At 51.4% G+C, this 24,178-nt stretch carries 15 protein-coding genes; 1 reads left to right on the forward strand and 14 read right to left on the reverse strand.

Annotation, left to right across the window (positions count from 1 at the left end; translation table 11 throughout):
- Positions 1–826: POTRA domain-containing protein (locus IE082_RS09610; RefSeq protein WP_444542696.1), on the reverse strand; the 826-nt coding region annotated here is incomplete at its 3' end.
- Positions 827–1,015: 189 nt separating this feature from the next.
- Between IE082_RS09610 and IE082_RS09615 the strand changes: the two genes are divergently transcribed.
- Complete coding sequence (locus IE082_RS09615) at positions 1,016–1,393, forward strand: transcriptional regulator (RefSeq protein ID WP_189493707.1); 378 nt, start codon at positions 1,016–1,018, stop codon at positions 1,391–1,393.
- 45 nt (positions 1,394–1,438) lie between these two features.
- Here the strand turns inward: IE082_RS09615 and IE082_RS09620 are convergent, their stop codons facing one another.
- The 13 genes from IE082_RS09620 to IE082_RS09680 form a co-directional block, all read right to left on the reverse strand.
- Entirely contained in the window at positions 1,439–4,420 is a 2,982-nt protein-coding gene (locus IE082_RS09620) for a hypothetical protein (RefSeq protein WP_189493708.1), read from the reverse strand.
- Between the two features lie 2 nt (positions 4,421–4,422).
- A complete protein-coding gene (locus IE082_RS09625) occupies positions 4,423–5,346 on the reverse strand; it encodes a hypothetical protein (protein ID WP_189493709.1) in 924 nt (307 codons plus the stop codon).
- Positions 5,343–6,926, reverse strand: coding sequence for a hypothetical protein (locus IE082_RS09630; protein WP_189493710.1), 1,584 nt, complete (start codon positions 6,924–6,926; stop codon positions 5,343–5,345). Before IE082_RS09630 ends, IE082_RS09625 begins: the two co-directional genes overlap by 4 nt.
- Before the next feature lie 138 nt (positions 6,927–7,064).
- Entirely contained in the window at positions 7,065–7,889 is an 825-nt protein-coding gene (locus IE082_RS09635; protein ID WP_189493711.1) for a hypothetical protein, read from the reverse strand.
- 186 nt (positions 7,890–8,075) lie between these two features.
- Complete coding sequence (locus IE082_RS09640) at positions 8,076–8,513, reverse strand: hypothetical protein (RefSeq protein WP_189493712.1); 438 nt, start codon at positions 8,511–8,513, stop codon at positions 8,076–8,078.
- Positions 8,514–8,543: 30 nt separating this feature from the next.
- Positions 8,544–15,326 (reverse strand): helicase-like domain-containing protein, encoded by a 6,783-nt coding sequence (locus IE082_RS09645; RefSeq protein ID WP_189493713.1) that lies wholly within the window; start codon positions 15,324–15,326, stop codon positions 8,544–8,546.
- Positions 15,326–18,583: a defense against restriction DarA-related protein gene (locus tag IE082_RS09650; RefSeq protein WP_189493714.1), complete on the reverse strand. Its 3,258-nt coding sequence runs from the start codon at positions 18,581–18,583 to the stop codon at positions 15,326–15,328. The genes IE082_RS09645 and IE082_RS09650 overlap by 1 nt, the downstream gene beginning before the upstream one ends.
- 115 nt (positions 18,584–18,698) lie before the next feature.
- Positions 18,699–19,202 carry a hypothetical protein gene (locus tag IE082_RS09655; RefSeq protein ID WP_189493715.1) on the reverse strand — a complete coding sequence of 168 codons (504 nt, stop codon included), beginning with the start codon at positions 19,200–19,202 and terminating at the stop codon, positions 18,699–18,701.
- Positions 19,199–20,260 (reverse strand): hypothetical protein, encoded by a 1,062-nt coding sequence (locus IE082_RS09660; protein ID WP_189493716.1) that lies wholly within the window; start codon positions 20,258–20,260, stop codon positions 19,199–19,201. Before IE082_RS09660 ends, IE082_RS09655 begins: the two co-directional genes overlap by 4 nt.
- On the reverse strand, positions 20,244–20,573 hold the full coding sequence (locus IE082_RS09665; RefSeq protein ID WP_229809810.1) for a hypothetical protein: 330 nt from the start codon (positions 20,571–20,573) through the stop codon (positions 20,244–20,246). The genes IE082_RS09660 and IE082_RS09665 overlap by 17 nt, the downstream gene beginning before the upstream one ends.
- A complete protein-coding gene (locus IE082_RS09670) occupies positions 20,567–21,778 on the reverse strand; it encodes a DNA-methyltransferase (RefSeq protein WP_229809811.1) in 1,212 nt (403 codons plus the stop codon). Before IE082_RS09670 ends, IE082_RS09665 begins: the two co-directional genes overlap by 7 nt.
- Before the next feature lie 2 nt (positions 21,779–21,780).
- Positions 21,781–22,392: an HI_1402-related protein gene (locus tag IE082_RS09675; RefSeq protein ID WP_189493717.1), complete on the reverse strand. Its 612-nt coding sequence runs from the start codon at positions 22,390–22,392 to the stop codon at positions 21,781–21,783.
- Between the two features lie 13 nt (positions 22,393–22,405).
- Complete coding sequence (locus IE082_RS09680) at positions 22,406–24,064, reverse strand: hypothetical protein (RefSeq protein ID WP_189493718.1); 1,659 nt, start codon at positions 24,062–24,064, stop codon at positions 22,406–22,408.
- Positions 24,065–24,178: the final 114 nt, after the last annotated feature.

Genomic DNA, 24,178 nt, shown 5'->3' on the forward strand with positions numbered 1-24,178 from the left:
CGATGGACAACGTCGCGCCACCCTGATATTTGCCCGTGCTGCGAGCACCTGTGTCGTCTAATGTGAGGTTGCCACGAAACGGGATGGACTTCTGTGCCCAAGTGATGATGAGGTCCGATTCGTTGGGGTTGTCAGCCGGTGCGACTTTGATGTCGGCTTCAACTGTGGGCACGCGTTTGAGGTTTTCTAAACCCATTTCGATGTCACGCAGATTGAGGATGTCGCCCTCTTTAATCGGCAGCGCATTGAAGCTGTGCGCACGCGTGACATTGGTCTTATCCGCGTTCGTTTGGTCAAACGTGATGTTGCGTACTCGACCAGGAATGACGGTGAGCTGCAAAGTGCCACTTTTAAGGTCTTGCGGTTCCGCAAGAATGCGTGTGGTGGTGTAACCACGGTCAATAATAGCGTTCTGTGCAGCGGTCATNGGTTGACCTTTCACTCGATGATTCGCTTGCGTGACAATAATGCGCTCGCCTGACTGTGTGTCAATCGCCATCAAACCCGTTTGGTTCAGGGCTTTATCCAATGCAAACTCGAACGTCTGCGCAGAATCACCAACCAGCTCAATGTGCTTGATGAGAAAGCTCGGCGATTCAGTCAATGGCAAGGTGATGGTGACAGGCTTGTCTTTGGCCTGCTCTCCATCCAAACGAACATCAGGCGCCGGTGGCTGCTGTTCTTGTACTTGCTTGGCTCGATCTTGGGCGCGGCGCAACTCGTCTGTTTGGATGTCTTGGGGTACGGTTTGAGCACGCACGAAAAAAGCAGGCATTGTGAGAATGCCTGCTACCATTAAAGACCGAGCAGTACGAGTAAGGCGCATCTATATGAGTTGAGCAGAAATTAAGCTTATGTTGAATGTCTGATTTTAACTGTATTTGTCCATTATAGCATGTACATTTTTAAGATATACGCAAATAAAACACAACATTTCAATTGATTAAACTTTAAATTATTTAATAATCAATTTATTAGTTTTCTTTCGATGGGGCTGTGATTAGATAATTCGCCCATGTACACCGAACAAGAAAAGCAAGCATTCAGTGAGCGGCTCAAAGCAGCTCTGGCTGCTGCCGCCCCAAAAATACATACGGCAAGCGATGTGGCGACTCAATTTAACCTGCGCCACACCAAAAAGCCTGTGAGCAATCAAGCCGTGCACAAATGGCTCACAGGACAAGCATTCCCTCAGATTTATAATTTAGAAACTTTGGCTAATTGGCTGAACGTATCAACCAACTGGTTGAGAACAGGCTACGATACAGTTGATGACCAGCCCGAATTGACTGATTTGGAGTATATGCTCTTGGAACGCTTCACTGTCTTATCTGAACAACAAAAGAAATTACTGATCGAATTGATCGACCAACTAAAAAAAGCCACAGACTAAAATGTAATGCGCACTGCCTCAAAAGTGAACTGAATCTTTCGAGGCTTAGTTTTTCGCAGCCAACCCGCCAATCCCTCCTGTCACAATTCTGGCAATGTCTCGATCCGACACATCTTGCGTCAGCGGCATTTCAAACGCAGGTTCAGCAGTGGGTGCTGGCTTGTTCTGATTGAGCTTCATGGCATTGTCAAAGCTACTGGCCTTTTTGCCCGACTGCGCCAACCACTCATGAATGTCTTTGGGCACGTTGATGTTCGCTTTCGGTATAGCGGCTTGTGTCGGCACTGATGCGTTGATGGTGCTGCCTGACGTTTGACCAAGTGCCGCCCCGATACCGCCCGCTGTCACCGTGGGGCTTTGTACCTTGTGTGCTGGTTGTTGGCGACCCTCCAGATACGGGTCAACCGCATACATCGCCCGGCCTTTCTTTCGTTGACGGGCAAGCCATTTATCGGCAGCATACTGGTGCACACCATCATTCTTACCACCATGGCTTTCACTGATCCAACGCTTGCCCACTGCATCAATGGTTACTTGCGCAATGTGATCAATGTCGTTGAAGCGTTGATTTTTCTTACCATTCGACGTACCGAGCAACATGCCTTCTTTGAGCAAGGTTTCGTTGATTTCTCTATTTGCCCACATCTGCCCCGTGGCTTTTTGTACCGCTTGAATTTGTCCTGCCGCAGTGCTGGCTTTTTTCAGCAGCTTGGGGTCAAACCGTGTACCCAGCGCGCGATTCATATCGCTCACCACAGCCGTTTGTAACTCATACACCCATTGCGAGCAATCCACTTGACCTGCCGCCAGTGAGCCATGACTCGCCGCACTGTAGCCAATACCATTATTGGCTTGCGTGAATGCAAAGCCCTTGCTGACTACTTCGCCGTTGCTCGTGGCTGGGTTTGAACGATTGGCTGTATTTGGGGTTGCTTGAGTCAGTGGTTGTTCTCGGTACACACCCTGCAACGCCGCCTCACCCCATGCCGCATAGCTCGAAGTCTTGGTTTTATTGCCATCCACGCTGTCAATCCCTTGGCCGTACCATTTGTTGGCACGACCCGCCCCGCCAATGTGCGCCGCTGCCGCATAACCCAAAGCTGCCGCTTTGTTGCCCTTGTGGTATTTTTGGCCTGTCTTGATGTTCGACTCAATCAAACGACGCATCGACTCATCTTGTAAGGCCTTGCTGTTTCGGTAAGCTGATAAGCCACCCGCAACAGTCCAATTGCTCGGGTCAGCCAAAAAGGCTTTATGCGCTTTGATGTCACTGCCATTGGCAATGCCTTTGTTTTGAAGAACGGCGGTATCAAACTTGCGCCGATCAATCATGCCCGTTTGTGCCAAAGCCGATGCGCCAAACTGATACAAGCCCGTATAGCCCCACTTGTTCTGTAAGTCAAGTTGACCACCCCGATTCTCTTTGTGAATCATGCGGTTCATGAAGGCACGGGTCTCCTCCGTGCTGTACCCGTTCAAATTGCTCGCCAAAAATTCGCCGTAATCTTTAACGCCACCGACCGCTGACCGTGTACCGCTTATTTGACTGCCAATTTGCCCCGTCATGCCCAAATAGCCTTGTTTGGCCTGACCCACCAAACCTCCCAAAAATGAGCTCGCCGTTGAGGCCATGCCCTTGACATCCACCCCAGTGAGTTGCTTTAAAGAGTCATTGGCCTGTGCACCCATTTGGCTGAACACCTGCCCCGCCTGTTTGAACCAGTCACCAAACGCCCTCGTCAAACTTGCCACCGCGCTGTCCCAGACTTTGCTCATGTTGGATGTGGCGTTCTGCCAAGTGCTGGACACATTGTCACCCACATCACGCCAGTTGACATCCGCCAACCAGTGACCAATCAACTCGCCCGCTGAGTCACCCGCAAAGTAACCCGCCGCACCGCCCACAATCGCACCGATGGCCGTACCAATCACGGGAATAACAGAGCCAATCGCCGCACCCGCAGCAGCTCCTGCCCACAAACCACCTGCGCCGCCAGCCAGTCCGCCAATCAAACCCGTCGTTTTTTTGGTTTTGTTGATGGGTTTGTCTATCTCATCGGCCTCACTGTCGTTTGAGAATGCGCCAAAGGCCAACCCAGCCAGTGCGGCGATTTTGCCGATGCGTGGAATTTTGGAGAATAGTTTAAGGCCACCACTGGCAAGCCCACCCATACCTGACAAGCTAGGCAATCCAGACAACAAGCCAGTATTAGCCGCATGAGCCACAGGTTTGTTTTCAATGGCTTTGAGGTGTTTGAGCTCTGCTTTTGAAAACTCACTTTGCGTTGTCTGGCTTTTGGTCAGTGCTTGCCAAATCCGATTGAGCCAGCCCGCTTGCATGCGCTCTTGTTTGGCAAACACCTTTGCCATGCCTCGCCCCAAAGGCGTGAGTGCTTCTTTACCTGCCCCCAAAAACTGCCCCACCTCGCTCAAACCAGCAATCATGGGATCAAGCTCGTCATTGTCTTGCATGAGACTGCTGCCCATACTTTTGATGTCTGCGGCCATTTCCGTCATGAGGCGTTGCGACTTGTCATAGGCGGTACTATCGCTGTTGCTCAGGTTGCCTTGAGCCATAAAACGGCCTTGCTTGTCTCGCGTGGGCGGTGAAGGTTTTACACTCGACACCTCCTGTGATTTATTAACGTGCACTTGCTCACCATTTTGTGTTGATGCTGTGCTGTTTTTGTTGACTCTGACTGGTGTTCGTCGCACCTCAGTGGTTATCGTTTGTTGTATCGCGGTGGGTTGAGGCGTGAGTTGTGACGTCGCATTTTGATGAGTTGATGCCACCCTTTTGGGCGTTGTGCGTGAGGGCATCAGCGCATGGTGCGCCTGACCAAACACGCCGTTTGCGGCAGGTCTCTGGTTGCGTTGAACGTGTGCAGTGGCCGCTTGACCATACCGCTGCGTCAATAACCGCCGTATGGCACTGGTGTCACTGTGAATGGCGGTGAGTGTTCGATCCACATCTGAACCATCAATACGTGTACCCGTTAAAAAACCGGTGGAGTCATGTGCCAGCATCGTTATTCCATAAAAGTGTCAATTTGGGTGAAGGTCATGGTGAACTCACTGACAGCTTGCTCACGTCGTGACAACTCATGCTCGATGGTATTCGGGCGCAACAATAAGGTTTCTTCAAAACCACCTTGATTGGACTCATCATCGGCAAACGAATGCAAAATCCGCATACGCAGCAAGTAGTCACTCATCACGCCGACCGTGCCATCACTGTGTGCCGCTTGGCTGGCTTTGGCCTTGAACCAGCGTTTGATGGTGCCGTTTTCATCATCGAAGGTGGTCACGCGTACCTCGGTCGCGGTTGCGCCCGTGATTCGATCCGCAACACTACTACCCAGCTTGACCTTGTCCCCCTCAATGCCGATCGCGCTGTAGCTCACATCAGCAGCCAACAAGTTGAACACCGAGGTCAGACCTGTACCCGTGGCAGGGCTACTGGTTGGCTGATTGCCCAATAAGTAACCGAGGCCAACATTCAGAGCAGTATTAGCCATACCACCCACGCCACCCATCAACCCGCTGGCAGCCAAGCTACTTGCCTCATCCGAAAACTCAATCAAAAACAGGTTCTTTTTACCCAGCCGCAGATTGATGTGGGCATCGAGCAGTTGTTCATGCTCAAACAGGGACTTGTAAGCGAGGTATTCGGTTTTGCTGTTGAAACGGTCGTATTCACCGACGGCAATACCCGCATGGTCAAACAGGCGATTAAGCACCCCCGCATTAACGGCCTCATTGAGTGCCCCTGCAATGTCTCCATGCAACAAATCATTGATCGCACGTGCTCCGTGCCGCACCATCGGCAATTGGCTCATGGGGATGCGTTGCGCGATTTGACCCGCCACATAGCCGCCCAGCGTTTCGCCCAATGCGCCACCCAGCACCGAGCCGAGCCCTAAGTCGTTCATGACTTCGTCAAAAATACTCATGGTGAGCCCTCTTGAGCGGGGGCTGATTCGGCTGGGGTTTTGAGCATGGCTTTGGCATACGTAAGTGCCTCATCCTCATCGAGCAGCATCTGCTTGGTGAGAAACAGCGTCATGGCAGCCTCATCGCTGATGAGTTCTTTGGCCTGTGCCAAGGTTTGCACCATTAAACCTGCGCCATTGATCGCATTGGCCTTGGTGGTTTGCTTTTCAGCTTCATAGGCCGACAGTGAGCCGTAAAAGCTGATGGTGTACGGGCGTTTGCCATCTTTAAAGGCTTTTTGGTGTTTGACACGCAGATGGGTGTCGATGATGGTGTTGAAGAATTCAGTCAAAGCGGCGCGAATGATGCGGCTGCCTTCGGCAATTTGCACGCTGACTCTAAAAAAGCCCCCATCACCCAAGCCACCGCTCAACTGATCCGAAAACCCCAGCATTGCCAAATCCACCCCGAGTGCACCCGACATCAAGCGAGCGTGCATCATGACATCGTCAATGGTGATCGAACCTGTGCGTTTTGAACCGAGTCCGTCACCGATGAGCGTGACTTGCTTGTCTTCTGTCTGGGGGATGATGTGACGCACCCGCTCCAACATGGGTTTGCCCGTCATGGCCTGCTTGGCCAAGTTTTTAGAGGCGGTGAACATGTCAACAAGGTTTTGTTTAAAGCGTTTGTGTTGCTCGTCTGAGCCGCCTTTGAGGGTGTAGCCAATGATCGCCTCGTCAATCGAATCGACCCAGCGTTGACCGACCACCCCCGCCAGAGCCGTGTAAAAATTGAAAAAGTATTCTTCGCACAAGTCGAGCAGTGAGCCGCCCACCATCGAGGGCAAGACAGGCAATTGATCGTATTCGTCTTCTAAGATATTGGCGCGTTGGGCTTTAAAGGTCACTTCACTTTGTGTGGTCCATGAGGTACGCGGCAGCTCAAACCGTGCCACCTGATCGGTGGTCATGCGCCCAAGTGATTTACCGTCGCCATTGGAGACAATGTAGCCAATGGTTTTACCTCCCTTCTCATAGGGTAATACCAAAGGTGGGTAGAGCATTTCATCATCGTTGATGGCAATCACGCCTTGCTTGTCTTTGAGATACAGGCGCACATACGAATCACCAAAAGCCAAGCCCCTGAATGCGACCGATTTAACGATTTTGTTGAACATGACAGCCAAGTCATCGTTCAACTCTTGCACAATGGCATCGTCTTGGTCTGTCGCCGAGCCACTTTTTTCGATAAAAATGAGGTTGCCGTTGGTTTCATGGCCGCCCAAGGCGGCTGTGACATGTAAGTCAAGGGCACGGGCAATCATGGGGTCTCGTTCCATCAAGCCCCAAGCCGCGTAAATCTCTTGGCGTGAACGCACACCATGCTTGCCGCCCACCATCAACGCACGGGTGCTGATGCCTGCGGTTAAAACATCGTCTTCGGGGATGGGAGTGGCAAATTCTGTTGTGGCTTGGGTTTGGTTGCTCCTACCAAACCATTTGCGCCATGTGTTCGATAAACTGCGGTTGATCGCCTCAATCCGTGTACCCGTTCGTGCGGCCATACCCACCCCAAAATGAAAGGGGTATTGTGGCATTGAGGATTTTTGCGACAGGTGGAATTTTCCAAAGCAAAAACAAGCCCCTCGGCCAAAAGGCGCGAAGGGCTCTGAGGTACTGCTGTGAATGAGAAAATAGCATAACACAATGCAGACATTTGAGATGAATAACTACGCTCACCTCACAGATGATTCACCTTGCCAATTTTGCTCTGATGGAGAATGCCTTATTTGAGCCAAGGCTGTGAGTATCGGATCTAACGGCACACCTCTTTCGTTATGAGATAATAAATACAGCTCTGTGCCTCCAAATGGGTTGTGCATTCCCAACCAATCAGGTTTGGCTTCTTGATAACCATGAGTGCGACACCACGCCTCTCGCGCCGTGAAGCGATTCTGTTGGATATCACCATAGGGTTCATCAACAATTAAGTACCGCTTGTTGCCATCCAACCAAATACTCACATGATCTTGACCTGGTACCACTTGAATCTCGCCTTTTTTAATCGGATATGCCTTGCTGTAACCTGTTGATGGACGTAAACCTGTCGCTGCAATAAATTGCAGTATTCGCGCGGCGGTACAAACAGAGGAACGTGCCATACTTTGATTTCTGCAATAGTCAGACCGCTGTAAATGGTCTGTATTGACCTGCTCGTAGCGATGTAACTCACTGAGTTTTTTCAAGTCCGCTGGCTTTAACAGCTCGTTCAACGGTTTATGTAATGAAATGCTTAGTCGCTCTTTTCCAATCTGTTGACCCTGCCGCTCTTGCCAATACGCGGTCAGATGGATTGGATACTCTGCTTGAGTTTGACTGGTTAAGCGTTTCAGTTGGTTTTGTGCATGCCGAAAATTCTCAAACCCAGCGACTTGCGCTGCCAAGTTAAGCGCAGCAGAGCGTGATAGTACATTCCCGTTGGTAGTTTGTTGCTTTTGGTATTGGGTGGCTAGACGTTTGATGCCCACGATGGTGGACGGGCGAATCGATTGATTGACCATTGGTTTCTCCAGATTAATCGAACGCGTTACCCACCAACCACGCTTGACCCTGAAAAATATGATCAAACCTAAAACAAAGAGCAGTGCTGTCAACAGTTTTGCAATGGTGGGCATCAGGCTTATGCTCAAAGCCTGACGCCATTTTAGAGCACATCATTCCTATTGGCAAGCCCCCCCTTTCTCCAGTCATCCACGCCAATTCGACTCAAACTCATCATCGGTTAGTGTGTACACATCGCCTGTGTCATCATTAATCACAAAATCCCGATTGCCCTCAAAGTAATGCTCAAAATACCAGTCTCGAAACCCAAACGCTGCCACCATGGTTGCCTGTGGATGAATACTGCCATCAGGGTTTTTGACTGAATACAAATCCACCAAAGCAGGTGATTCAACATACCCCGCCAGCTCAAAACCACGCTTTTGTAAAATGTCTTTGACCGCCCACCAGTACATGCCCAATGATAAAAACGCATCAGGCCGACGTTGGATATAGCCATACACCACCGTAAAAACATCCTCTTCCAGATTTTTATCGGGGTTCTTGGCGCTGTACTGGTTCTTTTCATTGTCGTACAACTCAATGAAGTGGGGGCTGTTCGGTCTGAATTCGATAAATTCCATAACGGTGTCCTGTGTTTAATGCCGCTGTCGTTAAATCAGCTTGGCCATGATGTTGTACTGTTTGCATTCGTTGGGGTACTGCGCCAGCAATGCATCAAATACCTTTTGTGTGGTGAGCCACGCGACTTTACCAGCCAGTAAATGCTCAATCTGACTGTTCGGCAATCTCGAAGGCAATTGCTGACTGGCAATCGGCTTACGGCGTAAGGCTTTTTTGTCCAAATCAAAAAACTCAATCGGCTCGTTGGCATCTGCCGCCACCGCTTTGATGCGCACGCGCATCGGGTAGGTTTGGCCGACAATCGCAACATAACCGCTTGGTGGTAACGCTGTTGAATCGTCTGGCTCTGCTGTCAGTTCCTCAGAAACAGGCTGTGGATTTTGGGTGCCCTGTGTCGCTGGTTCCGCTGCCTGCTCTGACTGTGCAGCATCTCGTTCGGCTTGCTCTGCCGCTTGTTGTGCTTCAATTTGGCTCTCAAACCCACGCGCCAGCACAGAATAACTGCCGTAATACGACATCGAATTTTCTACGTTCAATACAAACCAGTCTTGATTAAAGTCAGCACCCATCAATCGCGCCTGCACCAAGGTCTCCACCATATATTGATTGAACACGTGGTATAAATTGACATCTGGTGCATGAGCCTTTTGCTGCTCATAAAACGCCAATGCCCCTTCAACGCTGACCAGCTTACATCCCAGAAGTGTGTCCAACCAGTTACGGGCATCATCAACAACCGCCTCGTGATTCAGTGCCTCCCCCTTAACCACACACAAGTCCATTGGTGTGATGGGTTTGGCATGCTGTAGCGCAAACAGTACCACACTGCCTTGGCGATCTTTGTCTTGCGGATACGCCGACGTGATGCCAACCGCCTCAGATGAAGCGACGATTTTACCATCAGCATAAGTAAAACCACGCTCGGCATGGCATTTAACTATCGCCTGCATAAGATCTGTTTGCGCCTTAGCCGCCAGCTCTGGTAAAAAGTACGGTGAATCATCAACCCCCGTCATACGGGCTCTATCACCATCAACCGTACCAATCGGTTGACGCGACATCAGGCTCAATAACTCGGGGAGAATTTGATGGTAATAACGGCCATCATCATTCATCACCGATACAGACCAATGGTTGGCATCCAAATAGGCCTCATCCCGTTTGGCTAAGACACTGAGCCATTCGTGGTGTTCTTGCGAGCCTTTGATGATCGGCTTGCCATGGTAAATGACGTTTTCAGCATCAAGGGTTTGACTGCGTAGGTACGGGGTCTCATCCCCAGAATGAGCAATCACAGGCTCACGACTCACCACCACAACATAGGCGTTGTGTCCCGAATAGAGACTCTTCTTAAAATCACTTTGGATCAACAGAACTTTATCATCCATGACCACAAAATCACCTTTGCCAACCACCTCACCATTGACCGCTAAAGACAGGCCCTCCTTGACTTTGTCTAACGTTCCCGCTTCAAGCCCTCCTTTGGCTTCCAACTCAATGGCTTTATTTTGCATATCAACAATCATCGCCCCCATCGTGTCGAGCTCCTCCTGCCAATCAGCATACAACGGCATTTTTTCGCAATCTGCGCTGTCCAATTGCCTGAAATAGGCTCTGACATAGGGTTCGATCGGATTGTATTTGGGCACTGCCTGCGTGTACGATGGTTGCGTATGAGCACTGAGCCATGCTTCAAAATCGCCAATGCTCGGTGCTAAAACAGCACTGCGTTTTTGATACAACTCACGACAACGCGTCAGCCAAGCGGTATGACGGTCTTTCTCATATTGCTCTTGTTCGGTCAACTCGGCGGCATCGCCATATTTCTTATTGAATGTGGCCAAACGCTCCTCAGCCTTTTTGACGCTGAAATACCGCTTGTAGGTTTCCTCAAAGTTGGGAATGCACCACGCGGCAAAGTCTGACAATTTATCAAAAGCCTTTTGTTGCACTTCAATCACTTTGATACTCGAAAACAACGTTTCTCTGGCGGTGCGCTGCTCACGGCTTTTATTGCGTGCAGCGATGGTCTCCACCGCACGAGCCAAGGCATCCGCATCACCAACCATTGAAGCGAGCAATTCCTGATCTTCTTTGCTCATGCCCGACTCAATCGTGACACGCTCACCATCCCCATTGACCAGCTCGTTGATCCAATCGCGTTTGCTGTTGACCAGCGTGCGCTTGTAACTGTCAAACGTGCCATTGGCATCGTAGTGGTACACGCGCACCATTTCGACGTAATTGCCTTGGCGCACACCTCGGCCATTGCGCTGCTGCAAACTGTCAGGTGTCCAACCCACGGTTAAGTGGTGAATGGCTTGCGTGCCCTTTTGCAGGTTGATGCCCACTTCGGCTTTCTTGTTGGCAATGATGACCTCAAAACGATTGTCATCTCCATCGCCATTAAAGCCATCTTGAATGTCTTGCAACTGCCCCGCATCCGAAATCGCCTCAGCATTGATGATGCTGATCTTGTTGGCGGGAATACCCGCCTGATTGATCAGAGCGTATTTGATTTTGTGGTGCAAACCCAAGGCATCACAGAAAATGATCTGTTTGCATTTACCGTTTTTGGCTTTGGGATTGGCACGCTCGGCTTTGACATTCTCAAGTAGTGCGGCGATTTTGGGGGGAATCGTCACATCCAAACTCAGGCCCAACTTATCGGCTATTTCGATGAACCTTGATTGCGTTTTGAACGACTCTGTATCAATCGTGATCGTGCCACCTTTGCCATTGCCTTTGAAGGTTGCCATCACTTGTACCGTCAGGGTGGTTTTGACTTCACCCGTGTCGCTGTCTTGATTGACTGCACTTTTGAGAATGGCCTCTGATGTTGTGTAATGGCTTGGGCGTTCGCGTTCCTCTTTAAAGGCTTTGGCATTAAAGGCATCCACCACCTTGTGTGCCAGATCGGCTTGATTGGCTTTGGTGCGGTAAATCGTCGCCTGCTGGTACAGCTCGACATCCAAAATGGCTTTAGACACTTTGTTGATGAAGTTGAACGGGTGTGCCAGCAATTCAGCCGTCTCACCTGGTGCGAGCAAGCTGTTCAATTCCTGACGTCGGGGATCATCTGCCCCCACCATGTTGGCACTGTCCTGCAACTCCCTTGCCAAGGTGTAACCGCGTTTGAGTTGCGCAATGGTCTGATTGGTCTCGGATGTGAGAGCCACATCGGTTGGGATGTCCACCCCTTCAGGCAGTTTCAGAAAGTCCACATCCTGTGCCGTCTTGATGGTTGCCACCGACTTGAAGATTTTGCGCAGCAACGCCACATTTTTGATGCCCGCAAATACCTTGGCTTCTCGTTCTTCACCTGTCACACTGGGCAGCAGACGAAAATCGACATCACAAAAGTCTTTAATGAAGTCGTCAGCCCCCTTACAACCCGCCAACGATTTGGCGAGCTCCTTCTCACCCATGGCGAGTGAGAGCATCGAGTAAATCTCCAATGGGCTGTTGGTGATGGGCGTGGCCGACAGAGCCAGCACACCGTCCTCTTTGGGCTTGTTGCGGTCACGGATGTACCATGCCTTGGCCTGAGCATTGAGACCACGCGCCGACGCATTGGAAATCGACAACCACGCCACCCCTCGCGCTCCCTTGGACTGTTTGGAGTTTTTATAAACGTGTGCCTCATCCATGACCAAAGAGTCCACGCCCATGTTTTCTAAATAAGGGACGGATAAGTCCATTTTACTCGTCAGTTCCCGCTCCAAAGCACCCAAGCGGGCATTGCCCGCTTCAACATCTTTGGATTTACTGGCTTGCGCATCAAAATACGGCTCTTGAACACTCAAGAAACTGCCATAACTGGTTAAGGTGTTGCTGGTGAGTGGGATTTTTTCAAAGGCTTCAATAGTCAGAAAGATTTTAGAATGTTGGTTTTCTAAAATGCGGTTCAAATCTTTACCAAAATTGCTGGCCTTGACCTCACTGGTGCCATCGTCTTTTTGCGTCAAACCAATAAACAAGCAGTCATCCAGATCGGCGTAAATACTCGCCGCTTCCTTGCGCCAATTGGTGAGTGTGGTGTTGGGCACAATGAACATGGTTTTTTGTTTGACACCGATGTTCTGCAAATGCTGCACGGTCAATAAGCCCGTGGCGGTCTTACCCAATCCCACATCAAATCCGCAGATGCCACCCATGTGGCGAGCCTGACTACGAATGAAGGCGTTTTGGTAAGGGTGTGGCTCAAAAGCAGGGTTGACGTTGGCAATATCCAATGGATCAACGTCCTCAGCAGTGACAAACGATAGGGCTTCATCGGCGTTGAGTGCGCCTTCGACTTCCTGCAAAACAAACTTGTTGGATTTAACGTAGGCATCAAATTGCAGGTTGGAAATCTTGACCGATTCTTTCAGGCGTTTGAGCCGTTCCGCCTCCAGCTCCACATCGTCTTTGTCACCACTGGTCGTGAAACTGCCCTCGGTATTGAGGTAATTGGCCAAGCGGCGCATATTGCGCCCTTGCTCACTTTTTGGCGCACCCTTACAAGCAAACTTACCATCATTGAACGTAAAGCTCGAATGCACATAACTTTTCAAAAACTCCAATTTGGTGCTGTCTTTGACAAAGCTCGACAACAAGTCAAAGGTCATGGCCTTGACATTGACCCGATCAACACGGGTATCTGCCTCTAAGGATTGTGCCAATAGTTTGGCTTTGAGTTTATCGTCCGTGCAGCGTTCAATGCCCAATGCCAAATGTTGTTTCAAGCCATCATAAGCTCCATGGTAATAATCATTGGCCGCCATGACCCGAGTGCCGTCATTGGTCAAGCACCAGCCCTTATCTGTGTAGACGTTCACCTCTGGCAATTCAGCCATGAATTCATCCAATGGCACACTCATCGCCTCGCCACGGTTGGTTGAATCGCGGTACAAGATCGCCTCGTAGCGTTGTAACTCGGTGAGGTTCTTGGCAGCCATCGCGCCGACCTCGCCCTGCCAGAACAACGAGAAGGCTTGGGTCTTTTTGTCATAAACAAAGTTACCGCACATGGACTTGACCGACTCCTTGACGAATTTGGGTAAGTTGTTCGGTAACTCGGGCTTTTTGCGGCAATAGGTGCGAATCTGATTCGACACCTTGGGGTATCGGGTCAGATAGTCCACCCCCGCTTGTCCCGCATGACGCTCTTTGATGTCATGAAACGCCATGGCCGTGACCAAGGCTCGCCATGTCTGCTGATCCTGCAAAAGCTCGTTGTGTTCCAAATAGCGCATGAGCGGGCGCACCCATGTGTGAATGTCCTCATAATTGGCAATGCGCTTGGCCGCCAGCCACGCATCACGCATCGGGGCGAACGGTAAATCATCTTCAATCACCGTAATGGCTGATCTGTGGCCGCGTGCTTTGTCAAACAACGCCGTACGCTGGGCTTGGGTCTCGCTGTCGGTGACAGGGCTGAATGCCCCATTTTGGTATTGCATGGTTTGACCACCAAAGCTCAACACATCACCGTCGCTGTATTCAATCGGCACGCCTTCCTCCATGTCCAGTGCGTCCCAGTCAATCCGTGAACCACCGAGCTTGCGCATGAGTTGTGCGATGTTGACCACCGAGTCGTCATTGATGACGCGCTCGACCTCTTTACCAAACCGATTCTTGCCTGTCTGGGTGTGCCCCAACACATGTGACTTGCCCGTTTGTCTGAAGTATTGACCGTCGATGAACTCAGCCCACAACACGTTGGCTTGGCGCAAGGCATCGGGATTGCCATTCATGAGCTCATCTATTTTGAGGGCCGCATCCGCACTGTGCTTTTTAAACACCATGACATCGGTAACCACATCCGCGCCCGCACTCTCGAACAATTTATTGGGCAAACGATACGCCCCCATGAATTCGGCTTTGAGTGAGGCTGATAGGCGGGTTTTGTCACGCGACTTACCCGAAATAAAGCCTGTGCCCGACATGAACACTGCCAAGCCGTTGGGCTTGAGTTTGTCGAGTGAGCGCAGAATGAAATAGTTTTCTAATCCCTCATTTTGATAACGCGGATCATCAAATCGGTGTTTGCCGCGCGCCAATGTATCGCCAAACGGCACATTGGTGATCACGGCATCGTATTGGCCGTCGTCGGTGTTGGTGGCAATGGTTTCAAAGTTGCTGATATGGACTTTGTTGTTTGGACTATCAAACAAGGCTTTGTTAATGCCGCCCGATACCTCATCTAATTCAACAGAATGAATCAGCGCATGACTGGGTGCTGTGGCACTAAAAATCCCCGTGCCCGCGCAAGGGTCAAGCACAGAGCCACCCGCAAAACCACTGACTGTGAGCAAGTCCCACATGCCCTGTGCAATCGGTTTGGGTGTGTAATACTCATAAGCCGAACCAGACAAACCATCATCGCGCAACAGGTTACCACCACTGCCCGAATACAACGACAGTGCCAAGCGTTGCTCGTCGGTGAGTTCTTCTTTCTGGAGTGCACCACTTTGCAATTGACGCAGCAAAGCGACTGCCTCGTTGTTGCGCTTTTGCCGTTGGGCGGGTGTGACTTTGGTGTCACCGCCATCGTACTCAAACGCCCCTTGAGGCAGCGGGTGTGTCGCAAGCGTTTGGTCAACCGAATTGCCCAGCAGCTCATCCAATGCCGTGACCGCCTCGGTCAATTCATCCATGGCATCGAGCGCGTCGATGGGGTTATCGGCGGCCTTGGTCAGCGTGTCCAGCCATTGGTTGACCGCGTCCATGGCATCCATCAAGGCCATCGGATTGACGGGTGCGTTGACGCGGTCTAAATACAGTGCCATGCCAGACGGGTTTTGTGAGATGGTGTGAGAAATAAACATCAGGCCGCCTTACTCAAAACGTTGGCCGCGTTCTGCTTGACACGCTGCGCTGTGGCTTTGACCGCATTGTTCAATAAGCCGTATTGGGGATCAGCAGCAAGAATGACTTGTGCCAGCGCACGCAAGCGTTCACGTGCAGCCCCTGTACTCGCGTCGATGTCACCCTTGACCACACCATTTAAAAACTCGCTCACCTCGTGATCCTCTGGAGGACTTGGCGTCTGCTGGTTGTTGCTCAAGGTCAGGTGTGCCTGCGCAACCTCTTCGTCACTCTGCCCTTGCATCGTGTACATGAACTGGTTTTGTGTTTCATCAAAGCGCACGCTCGCCACCTGCACGCGGCGCACACCGCCAAATGCTTCGGACACATTGCCGTTCTCAACCCAATCACCTACTTTGAATTGCGCTTCGGGTGTCGGCATGCCACCTGTTTGGTTTTGGGAAATCATGTACTCCGCGTAGTCAAACACCAGTTTGCCGATGTTTTTTTCAGCATAGCCTGTGCCGTCTTTGTGAAAAAATCGCTCAGGTGTTGCACGACTCATCACATAGCCCTTGGCAACATACTGGCGAATGAAGTCCTGATGGGTCATGACCGAGCCCTCAATGCGCAGCTTTTTGGTGAGAGCTTGTGTGGCTTTGGACAGCAAGGCGGGCGACAAATGCGCCCCAAAGCCATCTAACGCATCAATCTGTGCCTGTCTGGCGGCAGCGATTTTTGCTTTGTCAGCCTCCTCTTGCGCCTTGAGTGCAGCCTCTTGCTGGGCTTTGTTGCTCGCCATGCGTTGCGCCACTTGATCCTCATTCATGCCCGACCATTGGTATAAGACACGGGTCTTGGCGTCTTTGCTCAAACGAGCCAAGCGCACTCCCGTGGCGCGGGTGAAGATTTTTTCAGAAGTACCATAGTAGTTGTGCACAAACTGATCAATTAGTTTGTCCACGTCTTTGTTGATGATGACAGTGGCCGTGTCAATGTAGGCCTGCAAAGGTGGTTTAGCCATGTGAGTGCGTAACCGCTCATTTAACTCTTCAATGCTGATACCACCCCAGCGTCCATCTTTGACATCCTTTAAGGCGACCTCATGCGTCTTTTGAGCGATGGCTATCTGTATGGCACGGGCAATGCCATTCACCGTGGTCAGGTCTTCGACTTCGGGTTGTGTGGCTGGCGGCTCAATCGGATGAGCGGGTTGTGCCAGTAACGCATCTACCAGCGTGGTGGCTTGATTGGCCGAGACGGGGGCATCACTGCCGTTGGCCGATGTGCGGCCTGTTTCACCCGTGTACATCAACGCACGGCCATCGGCACTGACGATGGCACGACCCAGCACACTGTGGTTCAGGCGCACCGTACCGACCACTTGCGTGGTGTCGTTCGGACTGGGGGCTGTTTCAACGGCATCCAAAATCGGGACAATGTTTGGGATGTCTGACTCGTCAGATTGGCTTGAAAACCCCTGACCGCCAAACAAGTCTGAACCATGCTCTTGAGGTTGAGCCGCCAATACCGCCAGCGCGTGCTCAAACGAGCGGGCACAATGTTGATCCAATTCAGCTTGTTCAATGTGCCCTGCCGCCAGATGAAGCGGGTAATTATGGGTCACATTGGCAAGCGCCATCTGTAATTGCGCCTCAGCATGCGAAACATCACGACAGCTTAACGTCACACCATCCAAGTAATGGCAGGCCAGCAGCAAGGCCTGATTGACTGCCGTGTGATCGGCCTGATCCATCACCCCATCAAAATACACCGCATCCGCCTGCCCCACCAAGTCCCAGCTCACCTGTGCACCATAGGTTTTGGCATGCATGTCAATAGTTTTGGCAGTGGCAAATGCACCCGTTGGCTGATCGACCCAGCGAGCAATAAAGGTTTTAAAGGCCTCACTGCCCGTGAAAGGATAGGCCTCGTCAGCGGGCAAACTCGGCTTCTCGGGTAACATGGGTTTTTGTTTTGCGGGGCTGTTTTTTGTGCTGGCGATGGCAACGGCGTTTCGCAGCAAGGCCTCATTGTCAGTGCCCTGCAAGCGCATGAGCACACCGACCAGTTGGCCGTTGTGTTTGACCGCAATCGGCGTGCTGTTGTCCTTCGCCGCATAAAACTGTGCACCCTTATACTGTTTGGCAAAGTAGGCCAAGTATGGCACTGCCACAGACACCGCCACCCCTTCGGCTGGGTTGGTTAAAACCACAGCAGCAGCTTTGCCGCTCACGCTGGCAGTCGGTACGACGGGAACGTCAGCCAAATCTCGGGCGGGGTTGGTGACTCGATCCACATTCGTTTGGGTCAGAGTTTTAAGGCGTGACTGAATAATATTTTTGTGCGACACATCGGTGATGCTTTGAATGTATTTGAGTTGGTCACTGATCACAGCGGGAATACTGAAATCCAAAATATGCCCATTGCTCCAGCCCCCCTCAAACGTGTACAACGAGCCTTCGCTGTATTTTTGTGCACTCATATCCACTTTGAGCTGTTTGGCACTAGGCATTCTTAATAGGCTCATATTGAACGGTTTGAATCCTGCCGCTTGTGCCTTGGCAACCGCCTCTGGGCTAACAGGCTCACTCGCGCTGAGGTCAACGGCAGGTTCAGTAACGGCTGCGGCTTGTTGACTGTCCCACTGCGCCGTCAAATCCGCCAGTTGCGCCTGCTTTTGTGCGACTTGGTTTTTAAGGGTCTCAATGTTTTTGAGTCGGTCAGTGCGCTTGCCATTGGCACGGGCAAAATTGGCACTGTTTTTGGTCGCTAAAAGCATGATGCGTTTGGCAACATCCATGACCGCAATGTCTTTGCCACGCTCAGGGGCAACCACAATCGTCACGTCTTTTTTGTTGAGCTTCCACGCCCAACTGATGAGTGGGTCTTGGGGTTGCAGGGTTTTGGATGTGGCATCGGCGGCGTGGAAATACACCGTGATGGTTTGCCCATCGGACAACTCAAATACCACAGCGACATTGGCCGAGCCATTTTTAGTGAATGGCTCTGACACTTGCACGGCAATCGGCTTAACCGTCTGGCTGCTGCGCTCCATCGCCATTTGCATCTGGTTCATTTTGTGGGTGAGTTTTGCCATGGGCACAACAATTGCATCCAAGTGCAACATCTCCTCATCAGCCACTATGTCGGCCACGCGCATCGGCTCTTGCATTGCGCCGATGTCATCTGTGGCATTCAAGCGATAAACCAGTGCGTCGAGCGTCACCCCGACAGGTACGCCCTGCCGCCAATAGACGGGGGTGATTGATTCCATACGGTGTCCTTTGATTGTTTAACCACACCATCATAAAAGGGCAAAAAAACACCGCCCGTGGATTTTTCCACGGACGGTGTTGTTGGCTCATCTTGGCAGATTGTTTCGGACAGCCTTACTGAGGAAATGCGTCGATGCAGTCCAAATCATCGCGGCGATTGAGTAGGTACTTACAAGCAGCCAAACCATTGGGAAAGCCCATGGGGGATTGCCGTTCAACCACCTCATACGCCAAGCCCACCCCGCCATCAAACACAACATAGACCACATCAGATTTTTGAATGGTGAAACTGTCCACCTCTATCGGCTCAATGAGGGCATAAATGCCTTGTCGCTCGTCGTTGACAAACACACCCGCCCCCACACCATTGTCATGACCGAATGACTCAACCGTGAACAACATACCGCCCTCACCCAAAGGCAACCAGTCGTAATCTGCGGCATCCCGATGACCACCCAAAACACGCACCCTTGCCACTGTCGGCTCTTCGCCCTGTGCTACACCATCAAACACTTTTCGGAAACACAAGACATCCACACGGCTCGGATGGTTGAGGGTGATTTGGCGCATTTGTTTGGCAAGGCTGGCTTGAATGCCAAGGCTTGTATGTCGGTTCATAAACGGCCCTTAATTTTATGGAGCAGCTTTTGTGCCATGCCGCCACTGATCACACCGAGTTTTTGCATGACCGATAGGCCTTTCTCGGCGGCCATGCGCTCCTTGTTGTTGGTCAATTGCAAGGCTTGGCCAACCTTGCTAAGTAAACGGGTCGGGGACAGTTTTTCTGTGCTGGTGAGAATGGTGGCATGGTTGTCTTCAATGGCCTTGGCATGATCGTCGGCCTGCTTTTGTGTCACGCTGACCGTGTTTTTACCGATGCGCTGGGCATCAATCGCCTTGCTGATGGCCTGCAAAGTGGTGGTGTCTTTGGTCGTGATCATGTGCATGACCCGTAGCGCATGTTTACAGGCCACCCCATTGAGCTTGGGGTTGCGGATTTTAGGAAAACCCGTCTCAATGCGCCCCAAGGCAAAACCACCAATGCTGGCAATGTAGCGATACCAGAACGTGTGTCGCCCGCAGTCACAGTTAAACCGCAAGTGACCACGGCTCATGCGCAGTGCTGCCGCTGGAGCGGTCATGGGGGAGGCCACCGCGCTGGCAAACTCCAAAAAATCAACTTCCACAAAATGCCGATGCACGCCTTTGGTTCGGCCACTGGCCGATGTCACAAAACGAAATACACTGCCCCGTGCGCCTGCAAACATCGCCCACTTGATGTGCTCATTGGCACGTTTGCGGTCAATCCCTGCCGATAAGTTGATGGTTTGCTGGGCGGTGATACCGCCCTTGAACTGCTTGCCCACCCGTTTAACATGGTCAGTGAACCGTGCCAAATCACCTGCCGTGATCCTGCGTGGTTGTCCATCCAAGGTGGTCATTAAAAGATGATAGGCTGTGTGGCTGCTGTTGACAGGTTTACCATTGGCTGATTTGTCGTGACCGCTCGTGTCGCGTCCATGAGCAATGACTTCGGGGGCGAGAATGCCCACCGCCTTTTTGCGCCGCTCAGAGTCCAACTTGGCTCGCTGTTGGGCTTCTTTGGCCGTGCCTGCGATTTTGGTGAGCGGGGTACGAAGTGCAGGAGTACGGGTTTGTTTAACGATGTTGCCCATGAAAGCCTCGTGATGCGGGTAAGTTGTCGAATTGCGCAAGGTTTTTAAGCTCGCGCAGTTTTTGTGGTGTGGGTAAAACCAACACCCGCTCACTCATGGGGGTTTCTACACTGTTCAAACCCGCTGCGGCCATCACGGTTAAAAACTCATCAGGAATACCATAGACACGGCGCGACACCAGCGTTAAGTCGTGCCGTTCATCGGGTTTGGTTTGATAGCGAATCGCAGGCTGCCACGGTTTGACCCGCACGGAGAAATCACGCACCAGTTTGACGAAGTGTGCACAGGCCATGCTGTTCGACTCAATCAACATAGCTCTGGCTCTAAGATTGGCCCATCACTCAATCTGGCCTGTTGCAGTGCGGCGTATGTTTCATTGAGCTCGCAGCCCAGCCACTGGCGGCCATGCTGTTGGGCCACCACCCCTGTGGTGCCGCTGCCAAAGAATGGATCAAGCACGACATCCCCCACGCGACTGCCCGCCAAAATACACGGCTCAATCAGTGCAGGCGGATACACCGCAAAATGATCCACGCTGACCTCCTGACACAGACAATCTGCGCTGTGTGGCGGTACAGGTAGCGTGGGGTTACTTTTTTTACGCCCCCACTTCTGGCGTGAGAGGTGTTGGTGCGCCATGCAATGTCTCGATGCGGTATAGGCTTTGCCGTCGCTACCCACATAATCGGTCAACAGCTTTTTACCGTTAAAAGGCTTAGTGGATACCGTCCACACGCTGCGCTTGTTGCGCAAGAACGCCCCACTCTCATTGCGCTGCCAACGCGCAGAACCTCTCGCATGGAAACTCTGTCTCGTTTGATTGGGCAACTGATGGCCTTCATATTTGGCACTGCCTTTCATGAGCGTGTCTTTGCGGCCATCGTAAGCGGCGGGCTCTAAAATCGCGTTGTGGTCAAAGTAATAGTGTTTGTTTTTACTGAGTAAGAATACATACTCGTGTGATTTGGTGCAGCGGTCTTTGACAGACTCAGGCATCGGGTTGTTTTTTGCCCAAATGATGTCTTGCCGTAAAAACCAACCATCGGCCTGCAACGCAAATGCCACCCGCCAAGGAATGCCAATCAAGTCTTTGGGTTTGAGGTTTTTAAGGTGCACAGGTTTGCCGTGTCGCCCAACCTCTAAGTGCTTACCAAAGGCTTGGTGACGCTTCTGATATTCAGGGTTTGTGCCACCCTTGCCACTGCCGTTGTAGCTGTCTCCCAAATTGAGCCACAGCGTGCCATCCTCGGTGAGCAGCTCGCGTACCAAACGAAACACCTCAACCAGATGATTAACGTATTCATCGACGGTTGACTCCAGCCCAATTTGCCCACCATGACCGTAATCACGCAGCCCGAAGTACGGCGGTGAGGTCACACAGGTTTGTACCTTGACGCCTTGTTCGACCATTTGTTGCATGGAGGTGCGACAGTCACCAAAGTAGACGCGATTGATTGGTTGGCTTGAAGAGGTTGCTGTTGATGAATGTGGCGTTGATGACTCTGGCAATGGAAACATGATTATCCTAAAGTGGGCAGGTGGAACACAGGCACGATGTTGATCACATGATCAATGTCAGTGGCTTGCTTGATTTGATCCTCAAATGCTTGACGTTGACCGATGACACTGGCGCATAGGGCTTGCCATGCGCGTGACTTATCGAGGGTGCGTTGTCGTAACTCGTTCAAGTCAATGTTGCGGGCAGCAGCAATGCCTTCAAGCAAGGGTGTGGGGTTGTTGTTGTCCAATGCCCAGCTTTCAGCCTCTGCCGCTTGTAAGTGGTAAGTGTCTCGCTCAACCCGTGGAGCGGGATCTTGTACTGCGTTGTCGATAAAGTCTTGTGCGGCTTGCGCCACTTCAGCCAGTTTTTGGGTTTTGGCTGTGCTCAACTGCTCGGCTGCTGAAACACTTTGTTCATCCAAAACTTTGCCACCCATGGCGACATAGCTTGTGTACGCATCGAGTAAAGGGCTGGGCACATCCAGTGGCACAAATGCGCCTGTCATTAAGTTGTGCACCACATCCAATGCCCCTGTGCTGAGGTTGCGCATGAATTGGTAATGCGGTTTGTCTGTGTCGATGGCAGCGTTTTCGGTGGGTGGGTTATTGGCGGTGCTGTAAGTCGCGTGCATGTGTTTTCCTTTTTTACAGTCGAGCGTTGGCTGAATAATGAAACTCAAGGGCGATGTTGGAGGTGTAGCCGTTAAAGTGAATGCTATGAATGCCTTTCACCCCCCACTCTATGCCCGCTACTGCAAATGTCGGATTTGCTGCACTGGTGACCAAACCCGCATTGTTGGCAGTGCCTGATACCGCGTTGTAAATCGTGATGGCTGGTTTAGAAATCATCTCTATCGGAAACTGTGTGGAGATGGTGTTGATCATCTGGTCGCCCATATCGTTCATGGTGCGTTTGAAACCAGACGCCTGAAAATGGTCAGTAAACGGAGTGCCAACAGGTACATAGGTGGGATAGCTTTTGCAGTAATACCGCTGGCACTCCATCAACTCGGCACTGAATGGTTTGGGCAACCAAGGACTCGGCTTGATGTTCTCAATGGGGAAATCACTTGGGTACAAGCAGTCTTCGACTTTCCATGCGGTGGTGTGAATTTCAATCGACGCTGCTGAGTTGACTTGGAAAAACATCCCTGCATAGCTGCGCTCTTTGGGGATAGACAGTGGAAAATTAACCTCATCAGGTGCAGGAATATCGAGCACCACGTAAATTCGCTTCCAGTACGGTGTGATTTCTGCCGTTTTGATAATGCTTCCCGAACCCGTCTGACTGACCACGCGCTGCACCCCCAATTGACATGGTAAGGTTGGCCCTTCTTCTGGCAAATGGTCTGTGACGTTGTAGGCTTGGCCGTTGTAGCCCGCAATTCGAGCATAAAGAGAAAACACCACCCGTCGCCCTGCGTAGGTGTAGTAATTCTGTAAAGAGCGGTTTTGAATACTGACCAGACCTGCCCCACCCCGATAACAGGCCATAAACCGATCAACGCCACGCGGCAAATCATCATCAATCCCATGTGAAACCGCGCCGTAATGCGAGGGTGAAGTTGGCCAACGCGCCATCACCACATTGATACCTCCCGTATCGGTGGCACGTCCGCCATGCACCACAAAACAATCAGCGGTGTACGGTAAAGTGACTTTAGGGATATTAAAGTTGGTGTTCTCCTGCCAGATGTCCATGCCGCCATTGGTCAACAGATTATTATTGGCTCCGACATCAGAGAACTTGGCAAAAAGCTGATCTAAGCCTAAGTTTTTTTGTACCTGAGTTTGTTGGACTGGTGAGAGGGCTTGCAAGTCATAGCGCACCAGAGGCAATTGAGCGAGGATATTAAAAACACTCGCCGCATTCGGATCAACCACAACGCTGATCGCATCGTTGGGCAATGCACTGGTGCCGAGTAGATACGCGCCAACCACATCAACGGTGTCGCTGATGTAAATGACTGGTGCGCTAACGTTGGCATAGACCGCAAACAGAACATCGCCCGCCCAAAACCCCACTTCATAGGCAAACCATGGTGCACCTGCTGGCGCACGCAATCCCGCCGCATAGACTTGATGAGCGGTCGGGCTGACTTTAGTGCCACCCGCAATCGGGACACGGATTTTTTCTGAGCGTAAGGCGGTTTCTTGGCCTGTCGGTGTGTATTGACCAGTGCCGTAAGAAATATGGGTGATGTTGACCTGTACGGACTGACCGTTAAGGCCAACCGCACTGGCTAATCCAGCTTGAGTAATCAAGGGACGTAAGGCATTGGTTGTGGGGGCTGCTGTGACCATGGGGCGATTGTTCTATTGAAAAAAAAACATTATCGCCATGGATTTTTTAGGGTCTGGTGGATTTTTCCAAAACCCCAACGCCTTTATTTGCAAAACAATGTGAAACCTGATAAA

This window comes from Formosimonas limnophila, from assembly GCF_014652675.1.
Taxonomy (GTDB): domain Bacteria; phylum Pseudomonadota; class Gammaproteobacteria; order Burkholderiales; family Burkholderiaceae; genus Hydromonas; species Hydromonas limnophila.